Annotated in this window: 8 protein-coding genes and 1 pseudogene; all 9 read left to right on the top strand. The window is 71.2% G+C overall.

Features of this window, described 5'->3' with window-relative positions; translation table 11 throughout:
* On the top strand, positions 1-3,625 hold a 3,625-nt coding region (locus tag VGS97_RS20745; RefSeq protein WP_326855267.1), incomplete at its 5' end, for a HAMP domain-containing protein.
* A 67-nt stretch (positions 3,626-3,692) separates the two neighbouring features.
* The gene (locus tag VGS97_RS20740) at positions 3,693-4,340 is read left to right on the top strand and encodes a response regulator (protein WP_326855266.1); all 648 of its coding nucleotides are present in this window, start codon (positions 3,693-3,695) and stop codon (positions 4,338-4,340) included.
* 275 nt (positions 4,341-4,615) lie between these two features.
* Positions 4,616-7,273 (top strand): DNA translocase FtsK, encoded by a 2,658-nt coding sequence (locus tag VGS97_RS20735; RefSeq protein ID WP_326855265.1) that lies wholly within the window; start codon positions 4,616-4,618, stop codon positions 7,271-7,273.
* Between the two features lie 179 nt (positions 7,274-7,452).
* Entirely contained in the window at positions 7,453-8,496 is a 1,044-nt protein-coding gene (locus tag VGS97_RS20730) for a helix-turn-helix domain-containing protein (RefSeq protein ID WP_326855264.1), read from the top strand.
* A 108-nt stretch (positions 8,497-8,604) separates the two neighbouring features.
* Positions 8,605-10,146 carry a 30S ribosomal protein S12 methylthiotransferase RimO gene (rimO, locus tag VGS97_RS20725; RefSeq protein WP_326855263.1) on the top strand — a complete coding sequence of 514 codons (1,542 nt, stop codon included), beginning with the start codon at positions 8,605-8,607 and terminating at the stop codon, positions 10,144-10,146.
* Positions 10,143-10,799, top strand: a complete 657-nt coding sequence (gene pgsA / locus VGS97_RS20720) for a CDP-diacylglycerol--glycerol-3-phosphate 3-phosphatidyltransferase (RefSeq protein ID WP_326855262.1) — start codon at positions 10,143-10,145, stop codon at positions 10,797-10,799. The genes rimO and pgsA overlap by 4 nt, the downstream gene beginning before the upstream one ends.
* On the top strand, positions 10,796-11,341 hold the full coding sequence (locus VGS97_RS20715) for a CinA family protein (protein ID WP_326855261.1): 546 nt from the start codon (positions 10,796-10,798) through the stop codon (positions 11,339-11,341). Before pgsA ends, VGS97_RS20715 begins: the two co-directional genes overlap by 4 nt.
* 224 nt (positions 11,342-11,565) lie before the next feature.
* Positions 11,566-11,802, top strand: a pseudogene (locus VGS97_RS20710) (helix-turn-helix domain-containing protein); the annotation flags it as partial.
* A 560-nt stretch (positions 11,803-12,362) separates the two neighbouring features.
* Positions 12,363-13,910, top strand: a complete 1,548-nt coding sequence (hflX, locus tag VGS97_RS20705) for a GTPase HflX (protein ID WP_326855260.1) — start codon at positions 12,363-12,365, stop codon at positions 13,908-13,910.
* The last annotated feature ends 10 nt before the right edge of the window (positions 13,911-13,920 follow it).

Genomic DNA, 13,920 nt, shown 5'->3' with positions numbered 1-13,920 from the left:
GGCCGCGAACCTGACCGCCCAGGTGCGCGACATAGCCGGGGTGACCACGGGCGTGGCGCGCGGCGACCTCTCGCAGAAGATCACGGTCGAGGTCGCCGGCGAGATGCTGGAGCTGAAGGAGACCATCAACACGATGGTCGATCAGCTCTCGGCGTTCGCGGACGAGGTCACGCGTGTCGCGCGCGAGGTCGGTACCGACGGGAAGCTCGGCGGCCAGGCGGCTGTGCCGGGCGTCGCGGGGACCTGGAAGGACCTGACCGACAACGTCAACTTCATGGCGAACAACCTGACCAACCAGGTGCGTAACATCGCGCAGGTCACCACGGCCGTGGCGCGCGGCAACCTGTCGGAGAAGATCGAGGTCGACGCGCGCGGCGAGGTGCTGGAGCTGAAGAACACCGTCAACGCGATGGTCGATCAGCTTTCGGCCTTTGCGGATGAGGTCACCCGCGTGTCGCGCGAGGTGGGCACCGAGGGCCAGCTCGGCGGCCAGGCCAAGGTCCCGGGCGTCGCGGGCACCTGGCAGGACCTCACCAACTCGGTGAACCTGATGGCGAACAACCTGACCAACCAGGTGCGTAACATCGCGCAGGTCACCACGGCCGTCGCGCGCGGAGACCTTTCCCAGAAGATCACCGTGGACGCGCGCGGCGAGATCCTCCAGCTGAAGGAGACCGTCAACACGATGGTCGATCAGCTCTCCGGGTTCGCCGACGAGGTCACGCGTGTGGCACGCGAGGTGGGCACGGAGGGTCGCCTCGGCGGCCAGGCCCGGGTGCGCGGTGTGGCCGGCACGTGGATGGACCTGACCGACAACGTCAACTTCATGGCGAACAACCTGACCAGCCAGGTGCGTGAGATCTCCCAGGTCGCCTCCGCGGTGGCCCGCGGCGACCTGACCGAGAAGATCGAGGTTGACGCGCGCGGCGAGGTGCTGGAGCTGAAGAACACCATCAACACGATGGTCGACCAGCTCTCGGCGTTCGCGGACGAGGTCACGCGTATCGCTCGTGAGGTCGGTACGGAAGGCCAGCTCGGCGGTCAGGCGCGGGTGCCCGGCGTCGCCGGGACGTGGAAGGACCTGACCGACAACGTAAACGGCATGGCGAACAGCCTCACCAGCCAGGTGCGTAACATCGCGCAGGTCACCACCGCGGTGGCGCGCGGTGACCTGACGAAGAAGATCGACGTGGACGCCTCCGGCGAGATCCTGGAGCTGAAGACGACGATCAACACGATGGTCGATCAGCTCTCCGCGTTCGCCGCCGAGGTCACGCGTGTGGCGCGCGAGGTGGGCACCGAAGGCAAGCTGGGCGGCCAGGCCACCGTCGAGGGCGTGTCCGGGACCTGGCAGCGGCTGACCCTGAGCGTGAACCAGCTGGCCGGGAACCTGACCACCCAGGTGCGCGCGATCGCCGAGGTGGCCACGGCGGTGACCCGGGGCGACCTGACCCAGCAGATCGACGTCGACGCGTCCGGGGAGGTGGCCGAGCTCAAGGACAACATCAACCAGATGATCGCGAACCTGCGCGAGACCACCCGGCGCAACCAGGACCAGGACTGGCTCAAGGGCAACCTGGCCCGGATCAGCGGCCTGATGCAGGGCAAGCGGGACCTGTTCGCCGTGGCGCAGCTGATCATGGCCGAGCTGACCCCGGTGGTCAACGCCCAGCAGGGCGCCTTCTACCTGCGCGAGTTCGACTCGGTGCGGATGCTGGCCGGCTACGGCCGGCTCACCGGCCTGCCCGGCGGCAGCGGCGCGGGCGCGCCGGTCCGGTTCCGCATCGGCGAGGGCCTGGTCGGCCAGGCCGCCGCCCAGCGCGGCCCGATCCTGGTCGAGCAGGTGCCCGGCGACTACCTCCAGATCTCCACCGGCCTCGGCTCGGCGGCCCCGGCCTCGCTCATCGTGCTGCCGGTGCTGTTCGAGTCCCAGGTGCTCGCGGTCATCGAGTTCGCCTCGTTCCACCGGTTCACCGAGATCCAGCTGGCCTTCCTCGACCAGATCGTGGAGACCATCGGCGTGACGGTGAACACCATCATGGCCAACAGCGTCACCGAGGACCTGCTGATCAAGTCCCAGCAGCTGACCGCGCAGCTGGAGGACCGCTCCGAGGAGCTCCAGCGCCAGCAGGAGGAGCTGCGCCGCTCCAACGCCGAACTGGAGGAGAAGGCGGCGCTGCTGGCCAGGCAGAACAAGGACATCGAGGTCAAGAACTCGGAGATCGAGCAGGCCAGGCAGGCGCTGGAGGAGCGGGCCGACCAGCTGGCGCTGGCCTCGAAGTACAAGTCCGAGTTCCTGGCGAACATGTCGCACGAGCTGCGCACCCCGCTCAACAGCCTGCTGATCCTGGCCAGGCTGCTGGCGGACAACAACGATGCCAACCTGACGGACAAGCAGGTCGACTTCGCCGAGACCATCCACTCGGCGGGCTCCGACCTGCTCGGGCTGATCAGCGACATCCTGGACCTCTCGAAGATCGAGGCGGGCCGGATGGACGTGCAGGCCGCTCCGATAGCCGTCAGCACGCTGGTCGAGTACGTCGAGGCCACCTTCCGCCCGCTGACCGTGGAGAAGGGCCTGGACTTCAACATCCGGCTCGACCCGAAGGTGCCCGCCGAGCTGCACACCGACGAGCAGCGGCTCCAGCAGATCCTGCGCAACCTGCTGTCCAACGCGGTGAAGTTCACCGAGTCCGGCACGGTGGAGCTGCGCGTCACCGTCGAGGAGAGCATCCCGCTCGGCATGGTGCTTGACGTCGAGGCCCACTCCACCGCGTCGGCCCGCGCGATCGCGTTCACCGTGGCCGACACCGGCATCGGCATCGCCGAGGAGAAGCTGCGCATCATCTTCGAGGCCTTCCAGCAGGCCGACGGGACCATCAGCCGCAAGCACGGCGGCACCGGCCTCGGCCTGTCGATCAGCCGGGAGATCGCGCACCTGCTCGGCGGCGGCATCACGGTCGGCTCGACCCTGGGCCGGGGCTCGGTCTTCACGCTCTACCTGCCGCTGGAGCAGGCCGCCGAGCCGGCGATCCGGCAGGTCGGCGGCCGGGTGCCCGAGCAGCGCGGCGTGATCGACGCGCACACCATGGAGAAGGCACTGGCCTCCGCGGGCAGTGCCGACCGCGGCGAGCGGGGCGAGCGGGGCAGGGGCAACAGGGCCAACGGTCAGATGTTCCTCGGCAAGGACGCGGCACGCGAGGACGCGCCGCGGTTCGCCGGCCGGTTCGACGGCGAAACGGTTCTGATCGTCGACGACGACGTACGCAACGTTTTCGCCCTGACAAGTGTCTTGGAACAACGAGGCCTGTCGGTGCGCTACGCGGAGAACGGCCGCGAGGGAATCGACGTACTCGAACGTGCGGATCACATCGATCTGGTATTGATGGACATCATGATGCCGGAGATGGACGGCTACGCGACCATGGCCGCGATCCGCCGGATGGACCGCTTCGCCGACCTGCCGATCATCGCGCTGACCGCGAAGGCGATGCACGGCGACCGGGAGAAGGCGCTGGACGCCGGCGCGTCCGAATATGTGACGAAACCGGTGGACATAGACCAGCTGCTAGCCCTGATCAGGAGCTGGCTTGATGCCGACGAGGACGGTCGACCGGTACGGTAGACCGATCGCGGAAACGGACAGGCGGCCGGAGGACCCCGGCCGCCGCTGACGGAAGGCGACGGAACGCGTGGCAGACCGGGCGAAGATCCTGCTGGTCGACGACCGGCCGGAGAACCTGGTGGCCCTTGAGGCCGTCCTCGGCGCGCTCGACCAGACGCTGGTGCGCGCGAACTCCGGCGAGGAGGCGCTGAAGGCGCTGCTCACCGACGACTTCGCGGTGATCCTGCTGGACGTGCAGATGCCTGGCCTCGACGGTTTCGAGACGGCGGCGCACATCAAGCGGCGCGAGCGTACGAAGGACATTCCGATCATCTTCCTGACGGCCGTCTCCAACGGTCCGCACCACACCTTCCGCGGCTACGCGGCCGGCGCGGTGGACTACCTGTCCAAGCCCTTCGACCCGTGGATCCTGCGCGCCAAGGTCTCCGTGTTCGTCGAGCTGCACCGCAAGAACCAGATGCTGCGGGAACAGGCCGCGCTGCTGGCGCAGCGGCTGGCCGAAGGCGGCAGGGGCGAGATCCGGGAGAGTGGTTCGCAGCTGGTCGCGGAGCTGTCCGCGCGGCTGGCCGCGGTCGAGGAGCACACCCGCACCCTGGAGAAGATCGCCGGGGACGGCCTGCGCGAGTCGGTGCCGCGCGAGGAACTGGCCGCGACCGTGGACGTGCTCGGCACACGGTTGGCCCGGCTGCGCTCTGCGATAGACGCGCTCGCCTGACGCGGCGTGGGGTGTGGAGCTGTGTGGCTGAGGTCGCGTTGCCTGTCACGTACGCTCGCCGCGTTGTCGGGCCGTGCCCAAACCTTCAGTTCAGTATGGGCACAACCCTCTGCCTAACGATCGCACGCGTCACACGCCGTACCCTGCCGACCCCACAGTTCAATAGCCCCTCGTGCCTCCATAGCTCAGGTGGCCTAGTGGCTCTGAGGCCGTGTCAGGTGTCCGTACGGCGTGGCAGCGCCCGTACGGGATGATCTTCCGTTAGCCTTCGGAGCATGGCGACTTCTGCCCGGACGCCCCCGACGCGTCAGAAGAACGCGCCCTCGGGCGCGTCCGCGGCCAAGGGAGCCAAGGGGTCCGCCGCGCGGGGGAACTCCGGCGGCAGGAACGCCGCCACGAAGAGCGCTGCCGGTTCGAACGCCGCACGCCGCGCGAGCGCCGCCACCGGCAACTCGCCCGCCGCCAGACGTGCGCGCCGGGCCAATCCGACGCGAACGATCACCAGGGGACCGCTCCCGCTGGCCTGGCAGGGGCTCGCCGTCGTCATAGCCCTGATCTGGATGGGCGTGGCCCGCGCCGTCGCGCAGCTGTTCCGGGGGCGCGGCTCCGGCGAACCCATCCTGCACGAGGACCACCGCCGCGACGGGATCGGTCTCGCCCTGCTGGCGGCCGCCCTCGTCGTCGGCGCGGCGGTCTGGCGCCAGCTGCCGGGACCGGTCGGCAACGCGCTGGTCACCGTGGTCACCGGCGGCGTCGGGGTGCTGGACAAGCTGGTCCCGTTCGTCCTGATCGGCCTTGCAATCAGGGTCATGCGACACCCGAGGGAGACCACTGAGGGCGCCGGCCGGATCGCCATCGGCATGACCGCGCTCACCCTCGGCGTCGTCGGCCTCGTGCACATCGGCCGGGGCGCGCCGACGCCGCCGATGGGCCCGCGCGCGATGCGGCACGGCGGCGGCTGGCTCGGCTACCTGACCTCCGCTCCGATCTCCGCCGTGCTCAGCCAGTGGCTCGCGGTGCCGCTGCTGCTGCTCGTCGTCTTCTTCGGCCTGCTGGTGACGACCGCCACGCCGGTCTACCGGATCCCGGACCGGCTGCGCTCGCTGCGCGCCAAGGCCGACGTGCTGCTGTACCGGGCACTGCACGGCACCCCGCCGCCGCAGGAACTGCCCGCCGACTTCGTGGACGACTCGACCGATCCGACCGAGCTGCCGCGGCCACAGCGCCCCGCGCGCCGCCGGCCCCGGCCGCTCGACCCGGCCGAGGGGCTGCCGCTCGGCGACGCGCTCCCGGACGCCGAGCCGGACCCGGGCGAGGCCGAGCCGACCGTCATGCTGCCCTTCCCGGTGCAGGAGCGTAAGCCGCCGCGCGAGTCGGCGGGCTCTGCGAAGGGCGGCCGTACGCGGTCCCCCGACGAAGACGTGCCGCTGGTGCCGCGGGTCGAACAGCTGACTCTCTCCGGTGACGTCGTATACGAACTGCCCTCGGCCGACCTGCTGGCCAGGGGCACCCCGCTGCGGGTGCGCTCGAAGGCGAACGACCAAGTGGTCGAGCAGCTCACCAGCGTCTTCGAGCAGTTCGCCGTCGACGCGCAGGTCACCGGCTTCACCCGCGGCCCGACGGTGACCAGGTACGAGGTCGAACTCGGCCAGGCGGTCAAGGTCGAGCGCATCACGGCCCTGTCGAAGAACATCGCCTACGCGGTCGCCTCGGCGGACGTGCGGATCCTCTCGCCGATCCCGGGCAGGCAGGCCATCGGCATCGAGATCCCGAACATGGACCGGGAGATGGTCGCGCTCGGCGACATCCTGCGCTCGCCGACCGCGATCTCCGACCACCACCCGATGCTGGTCGCCCTCGGCAAGGACGTCGAGGGCCGGGACATCACCGCCAACCTGACCAAGATGCCGCACATCCTGGTCGCCGGGGCCACCGGCGCGGGCAAGTCCACCTGCATCAATACGCTGATCACCTCGATCCTGTGCCGGGCCACCCCGGACGAGGTGCGGCTGGTGCTGGTCGACCCGAAGCGGGTCGAGCTGACCTCGTACGAGGGCATCCCGCACCTGATCACCCCGATCATCACCTCGCCGAAGAAGGCCGCCGAGGCGCTCCAGTGGGTCGTGCGCGAGATGGACCTGCGTTACGACGACCTGGCCGCCTCCGGCTTCCGGCACGTGGACGACTTCAACAAGGCGGTGCGCTCCGGAAAGCTACAGCCTTTACCCGGCAGCGAGCGCGAGTACCGGCCGTACCCGTACCTGCTGGTGATCGTGGACGAGCTGGCCGACCTGATGATGGTCGCGCCGCGCGACGTCGAGGACTCGATCGTCCGGATCACCCAGTTGGCCCGCGCCGCCGGCATCCACCTGGTGCTGGCGACCCAGCGGCCGAGCGTGGACGTCGTCACCGGGCTGATCAAGGCCAACGTGCCGTCCCGGCTCGCCTTCGCCACCTCCTCGCTGGCCGACTCGCGGGTCATCCTGGACCAGCCGGGCGCGGAGAAGCTGGTCGGCAAGGGCGACGCGTTGTTCCTGCCGATGGGAGCCTCGAAGCCGGTCCGTCTTCAGGGCGCGTACCTGGCCGACCGGGAGATAGAGGCGGTCGTCAAGCACTGCAAGGAGCAGCTCAAGCCCGAGTACCGGGTGGACGTGACCGGGACCGGCGAGAAGAAGCGCGAGGTCGACGAGGAGATCGGCGACGACCTGGAGCTGCTGCTTCAGGCCGCCGAGCTGGTCGTCTCCACCCAGTTCGGCTCCACCTCGATGCTCCAGCGCAAGCTGCGGGTCGGCTTCGCCAAGGCCGGGCGGCTGATGGACCTGCTCGAATCGCGCGGCGTGGTCGGCCCCTCGGAGGGGGCGAAGGCCCGCGACGTGCTGATCCGCCCGGACGACCTGGAACAACTGCTTGATTCGCTGCGCCCCGCCGACTGACCGGCGGGAGTGACGCTTCGCCTGATCACGCGTTAGGCCGGACGAACGAACGCCATTCGGGCGAATGCGGGCTGCCGGAGGGGAGTCGCACGGTCCCGCCGGGCAAGGGTCTCCCGAGACACGGGCTCTTCGAACGCAGGCGCGTGAGGGCGACGGCAGGACGGAAGGCGGGTTTCCAGGTGGCGCAGCAGGACCAGGGCGAGCAGCGGGACCCGCATCGACTGATCGGCGAACGGCTTCAGCACGCGCGGCTGGCCGCCGGGCTGACGGCCCGGGAGGTGACCGACCGCACCCGGATCACCGCCGAGGTGCTGCACCGGATCGAGGACGGGCAGTTCGAGCAGTGCGGCGGCGACGTCTACGCACGTGGGCACATCCGCGCCTACGCCCGCGCCGTCGGCCTCGATCCCGAGCCGCTGCTCGCCGAGTACGGCGCGGTCCGGCTGCCGCCGCTGACTCGGCGCGACCTGCGCAAGCCCCGAGTGGCGCCGCAGCATCCGAACGAGGCCGTCGGTTCGGCGCCGCGCGGGGCGCAGAAGGCCGCCGCGAAGCGAGCCCGCTCGGTGCTGCCGACGATCGTGCCCGGCGCCGTCCCGTCGCTGGTCCCGATCGCCGGAGCGATCCCGCCGCCCGAGGTGCCGCGGCTCAAGCACGGGCGCCGCGACGACTTCACCGACGCCGACGCCGGATCGGCCTCCGCGCTCATCGCCGGGGCGGGCGGGCCACCGCCGGTCAACGAGCGGCCCGCGGCGTTCCTCGCGGGGGCGAAGAGCCCGGGGAAGGGCGGACCGAACTGGTCCATCGCGCTGATCGGAGCGCTGGCCGCGGTCGGCCTGGTCGCCGCGGTGCAGCTGTGGCCGGACAGTTCCGGCGGCTCCGCGCACGCCGCCGCCGGGGCGAACAGGTCTCCGGCCGCCGTGCAGCCGCACCAGGCCGTGGCGAAGCCCGCTCCCGCGTCCCCGACGCCCAAGACGGTCAGCCTGCGGGTCGTCGCGGTCGGCGCACCGAGCTGGGTCGGCGTGACCAACGCCGCCGGGCAGCAGCTGTTCTGGAACGTCCTCCAGCAGGGTGAGACCCAGCAGTTCACCGACGCGAGCAAGCTGGACGTGATCGTCGGCGACGCCGCCGCGGTGGATCTGGTGGTCAACGGACGTGATTTGGGCCACCAGGGCGGCTCGGGCGAGGTCTTCCGGGCCACTTACGTCCCAGGCTCGGCCCGATAACCGAGGCGTCGCTGCCCGGGGCGTCGCTCCCCGGGGCCCGCGGGGCCCAGGGTCGGTGGAGATCGGCTGCGTGCGGTGCGGACGGTGGCTCCGGATACTCTTGAGGGCATGTCCAGCAGCCCCCGCACCGTCGCGCTGATCACCCTCGGCTGCGCCCGCAACGACGTCGACTCCGAGGAACTGGCGGGACGGCTGGCGGCCGACGGCTGGCGGCTGGTCGAGGATCCCGCGGCGGCCGAGGTCGCCGTCGTCAACACCTGCGGCTTCGTCGACGCCGCCAAGAAGGACTCGATCGACACGCTGTTGTCCGCCGCCGACCTCAAGGGCAACGGCACCACGAAGGCCGTCGTCGCAGTGGGCTGCCTGGCCGAGCGGTACGGCGTGCAACTCGCGCAGGAACTGCCCGAGGCGGACGCCGTGCTCGGTTTCGACGACTACCGCGAGATCGGCGACCGGCTGCGCACCATCCTCGGCGGCGGCCACATCGAGGCCCACACTCCGTCAGACCGTCGCAAACTGCTGCCGCTCACGCCGGTCGAGCGCGCCGGCGCTGGCGTAGCCGTGCCCGGACACGGCAGCCACGCCGACTCCGGTATCACGGACCTGCCGGACGGCATCGCGCCCGCGTCCGGCCCGCGCGCCCTGCGCCGACGGCTCGGTGACGGGCCGTCCGCCCCGCTCAAGCTCGCCTCCGGCTGCGACCGGCGGTGCTCCTTCTGCGCCATTCCGTCGTTCCGCGGCGCGTTCCTCTCCCGGCGGCCCGGCGACATCCTGGCCGACGCGCGGTGGCTCGCCGAGCAGGGGGTGCGCGAGGTCGTGCTGGTCAGCGAGAACTCGACCTCCTACGGCAAGGATCTCGGCGATCTGCGGCTGCTGGAGACCCTGCTGCCGGAACTCGCCGCGATCGACGGCCTCGACTGGATCCGGATCTCCTACCTCCAGCCGGCCGAGCTGCGTCCGAGCCTGATCGACGCGATGGCGCAGACGCCGAAGGTCGTGCCCTACTTCGACCTCTCGTTCCAGCACAGCGCCCCCGGCGTGCTGCGCCGGATGCGGCGCTTCGGCGACACCGAGCGCTTCCTCGACCTGCTCGGCTCGATCCGGCGGCAGCTCCCGCACGCCGGGGCCCGCTCGAACTTCATCGTCGGCTTCCCGGGTGAGACCGAGGCCGACTACAAGGAACTCGAAGGCTTCCTCGCCGAGGCGCGGCTCGACGCGATCGGCGTGTTCGGCTACTCCGACGAGGATGGCACCGAGGCCGCCGGGTTCGACGGCAAGCTCGACCAGGACGAGATCGACGAGCGCGCTGCCCGGCTCTCCGAACTGGCCGAGGAGCTGACCGCGCAGCGCGCCGCCGAGCGGATCGGCGAGCGGATCGAGGTGCTGGTCGAGCGCACGCCGACGGACGCGCCGGACGACAGCGGCACTGACGACAGTGGCACTGACGACAGTGGCATTGGCGACGGTGGCACTGACGACGGCGGCCCGGAGGGCCGGGCGGCGCAGCAGGGCCCGGAGACCGACGGCGCGGTCCGGCTGGTCGGCGCGTCGGCGGCCGGCCTGCGCGTGGGCGCGCTGGTGCAAGCCGTCGTCGTCGACAGCGACGGGGTCGACCTCATCGCGGAGCCTCTCAGCGCGGAGCCACTGTGACGACTCCCACCCGTCCCCAGCCGGTGCAGCCGCCAGCCGCTCAGGAGACGCCCGCGCCGGCCGTGTCCGCGTGGAACATCGCCAATGCGCTGACCGTGGCGCGTCTCGCCCTCGTCCCCGTCTTCACGGTGCTGCTTCTGCACGCGGGCGGCCGGGAGACCTGGTGGCGGCTGGGCGCGGCGCTGGTCTTCACGGTGGCCTCCTTCACCGACAAGCTCGACGGCCAGCTGGCCCGCGAGCGCGGCCTGGTCACCGACTTCGGCAAGATCGCCGACCCGATCGCGGACAAGGCGCTGATGGGCGCCGCGCTGCTGTCGCTCAGCGCGATGGGCCAGGTGTGGTGGTGGGTCACCACGGTGATCCTGATCCGCGAGCTGGGCATCACGCTGCTGCGGTTCTGGGTGATCAGGTACGGCGTGATCGCGGCCAGCCGGGGCGGCAAGCTCAAGACGCTGCTGCAAGCGCTCGCGATCTGGATCTACGTGCTGCCGCTCGGCGCGGTGCCCGGCCTGGCCTGGCTGACCTGGATCAGCGCCGTCATCATGGCCGCCGCGCTGGTGGTGACCGTGGTGACCGGCGCGGACTACGTGGCCCAAGCCGTCCGGCTGCGCCGCTCGGCACGCTCCGTGACCGCACGGCAGGGCGCCGGATGACCGCCACAGAAGCCTTGGAGGCTCCGCAGCCCGCGGAGATCACCCGGCTCGTCGAGCAGGTCCTGAGCCGTGCCAGGTACCTCAGGCTCACCATCGCCGTGGCCGAGTCGCTCACCGGCGGGCAACTCGCCGCCGCCATCACCGCCGTGCCCGGCGCCTCCGCGGTCTTCCGCGGCTCGGTGACCGCCTACGCGACCGACCTCAAGGCCTCCGTCCTCGGTGTGGACGCAGCGCTGCTCGCCGAGGTCGGCGCCGTCCACGCCGAGGTGGCCCGCCAGATGGCCGAGGGGGTGCGCCGGGTCTGCCGGGCGGACGTCGGCGTGGCCACGACCGGCGTCGCCGGGCCGGCGCCGCAGGACGGCCGGCCGGTCGGCACCGTGTTCGTCGCGGTCGCCGGGCCGGACTCGGCGCAGACCGAGCAGCGCGCGTTCGGCTGCCTCGAAGCCGACAGCGCGCTCGATCGAGCCCGTATCCAGCGGCTTTCGACCTCTGCCGCGCTGCGGCTGACGCTGCGTCATCTCGCGATGCGGACTCGAAGTTAACGGGTCAACAAAGGATTCGCCGCTCGCGCATGAACCGGCGGTTCTCGTGGCACGTCTTTGAATGAGTACTCGGTCGCGGCAGCCCGGAATAGCTGCGGGACGCGCGGCCGTTGCTTACGGTTGTAGTGCCGTTTCGGCTTTCACCACCCGTGGTGAAGCCGGCGGCGCCGGCAACCGAAAGCGGGTACGGTGGCTGAAGACCTACTGAGGGAGGGAGCGACGACATGATCCTCATCCGTCGCCTGCTCGGCGATGTGCTGCGGCGCAAGCGGCAGGACGAGGGGCGCACCCTGCGCCAGCTCGCGGCCGAAGCGCGGATCTCGCCGGGATACCTCTCCGAGATCGAGCGGGGCCAGAAGGAGCCGTCCTCCGAGCTGCTCGCCGCCATCTGCGACGCGCTCAACATCCGGCTGTCCGACCTGCTGCGCGAGGTCTCCGTGGACCTCGCCGCCGCCGAGCTCGCCGCCCGCATCGAGGCCGAGCGCGTCGGCGTGTCCGTCGGCGGCTCGACGCCGGTGCCCGGAGCCCGGGTCGGCGCCACGCCGGTCAAGAGCGTCGCGCTGGCCAAGCCGGTCGTCCGCGCCGGAGCCCGCCCGGGCGCCCGGCCCGCGCCGCGTCCGGTCACCCGCCGGGTCCCGCCGCCGGTCACGACGACCGGGACCGCTCCGGTACCCGTGCCCGCCGCCGCGCTCGCGCCGACGGTCCTGGACGCCAGCCGCGTCCCCGAAGGTCCGGCCGTCATCTCCAAGACCGCGATGGGACCGGTCACACCGCTGCTCGCGGTGAACCCGCTCGGCGCCGTGACGACCGTCGGCCTCACCGGTGGCCTGGGCCACCTGGGTGACGGCGGCGACCACATGGTCCTCGGGTTCCCGCTGATGAGCCTGGGAGATCTGGCGTTGCGCTGACCCCTTCGTGGGGCCCGATCGCTGGACGCTAATTCGGTCGCACGGCCGGTTCGGGCCGTGCGACCATCGAGAGGCAGGGCCGCCGTGGCGGCCGACGCCTCTGAAGGGAAGACATGACCGAATCGCGCCACCTCGCGAACAAGCTCGTGAACAGGAGCGGGACCGACGAGGAGGAGCGTTACGGCGTCGATCCCCGTTACGGTGTCGAATCGAGGCGCGGTGCCGGATCAAGGCACAGCGCAGACCTCGAAGCCGACGACCTCGACCGCGACGACTACGACGGCGACCAGCTGGACCTGGCTGAACGCCAGTCGCTGCGCCGTGTCGCCGGGCTGTCCACCGAACTCGAAGACGTCACCGAGGTCGAGTACCGGCAACTGCGCCTGGAGCGCGTCGTTCTCGTCGGCGTGTGGAGCGCGGGGACGGCCGCCGACGCCGAGACCTCGCTGCGGGAACTGGCCGCGCTCGCCGAGACGGCCGGCTCGCAGGTCCTCGACGGCGTCATCCAGCGCCGCGAACGGCCCGACCCGGCCACCTACATCGGCTCGGGCAAGGCCAAGCAGCTGCGGGACATCGTCGCCTCGACCGGGGCGGACACCGTCATCTGCGACGGCGAGCTGACCCCGGCCCAGCTCATCCACCTCGAAGACGTGGTGAAGGTCAAGGTCGTCGACCGCACCGCGCTGATCCTGGACATCTTCGCCCAGCACGCCCGCTCCCGGGAGGGCAAGGCGCAGGTCGCCCTAGCCCAGATGCAGTACATGCTGCCCAGGTTGCGCGGCTGGGGCCAGTCGCTCTCCCGCCAGATGGGTGGCGGTGGCTCCGGCGGCGCGGGTGCCGGCGGCGGTGGCGGGATCGCGACCCGCGGCCCCGGTGAGACCAAGATCGAGCTGGACCGGCGGCGGATCCGGGAGAAGATGGCCCGCACCCGCCGGGAGCTGGCCGACATGGGCAAGTCCCGGACCACGCAGCGCCAGGAGCGGCGCCGCGGCGCGGTTCCGGCCGTCGCGTTCGCCGGGTACACCAACGCCGGCAAGTCCTCGCTGCTCAACCGGATCACCGGCGCCGGCGTCCTGGTCGAGGACGCGCTGTTCGCCACCCTCGACCCGACCGTGCGGCGCGCCCAGACCGCCGGAGGCCGCGCGTTCACCATCGCGGACACCGTCGGCTTCGTGCGGCACCTGCCGCACCTGCTGATCGACGCCTTCCGCTCCACGCTGGAGGAGGTCGCCTACGCGGACCTGATCCTGCACGTGGTGGACGTCTCGGACGCCGACCCGGAGGGCCAGATCGCCGCGGTGCGCGAAGTGCTCCAGGAGATCGGCGCGCAGAAGGTGCCGGAGATCGTCGTGTTCAACAAGGCCGACGCGGCCGACCCGGAGACCGTCGCCCGGCTGCTGCGCCGCGAGCCGCACTCGGTGCTGGTCTCGGCCCGCACCGGCGAGGGCATCGACAAGCTGCTCGCCGCGATCGACGGAGACCTGCCGCGTCCCGCGGTCGAGGTCGACGCCCTGGTGCCGTACAACCGTGGCGACCTGATCGCCCGGGTGCACTCCACCGGCGAGATGCTCAGCGAGACGCACTTGGAGGCGGGCACTCGGATCGTCGCGCGGGTGGACCCCGTCCTCGCTGCGGCGCTCGCCGAGTACGCCGCACTCTAGGTTCATAGCC

The organism is Actinocrinis sp. (genome assembly GCF_035946395.1).
Taxonomy (GTDB): Bacteria; Actinomycetota; Actinomycetes; order Streptomycetales; family Catenulisporaceae; genus Actinocrinis.
Note: the sequence above shows the minus strand (reverse complement) of the source record. Positions and strands in the feature narration are given on the sequence as shown.